Below are 590 nucleotides of genomic sequence, written 5' to 3'. Positions count from 1 at the left end.
GCTAAGGGTTCAAAACATAGCGAAATCAAGAAGTTTGAAGACGCCATTAATGCTCAAGGCGGTATGGTAAAAATCGTTGCACCGAGTAAAGAGGTCGAATTAGATGACGGTACACGTATACAAGCAGATGAGCGTGTAGCAGGCGCACCCTCGGTATTCTTTGATGCAATAGTAAGTATCATCATGCCAGATCAAGCCAAAAAGCTGGCCAAAGACAGCTCAACCTTAGATTGGTTTACTGATGCTTATGTCCATTGTAAAGCGATTGCGTATTGCGGGGCGACTGAAGAGTTTATCTTAAGTAAGCTACCAGTAGAAAAAGACAGTTTTGTCACGCCACTTGCTGATTTGGATGCTTTCATCGAAAATGCTAAATCGCGCTTATGGGAGCGTGAACCAAAGGTTCGTGATCTTGCATAGTTGACTAATACTGTATAATTTTTAATCTCTATCTTAAACTCAGCCTCTGTGCTGAGTTTTTGCTTTTTATTGATAAATATATAGGTTTTTGGTTTAAGCCTGCTGCAAGGTTATCTATAGTCACAAGCGTTCACTCAAAGTCGTTTATTTTAAATTGATGAACGCTATAC

Annotated in this window: 1 pseudogene; it reads left to right on the top strand. The window is 40.0% G+C overall.

Annotated elements, in window-relative coordinates:
* Window positions 1-420 (top strand): annotated as a pseudogene (locus tag ACS8FD_RS22820) (catalase HPII); the annotation flags it as partial.
* Between the last annotated feature and the right edge of the window lie 170 nt (window positions 421-590).

The sequence above is a fragment of the Psychrobacter sp. 1U2 genome (genome assembly GCF_051847575.1).
This window is presented reverse-complemented; position numbering and strand designations above follow the sequence as displayed.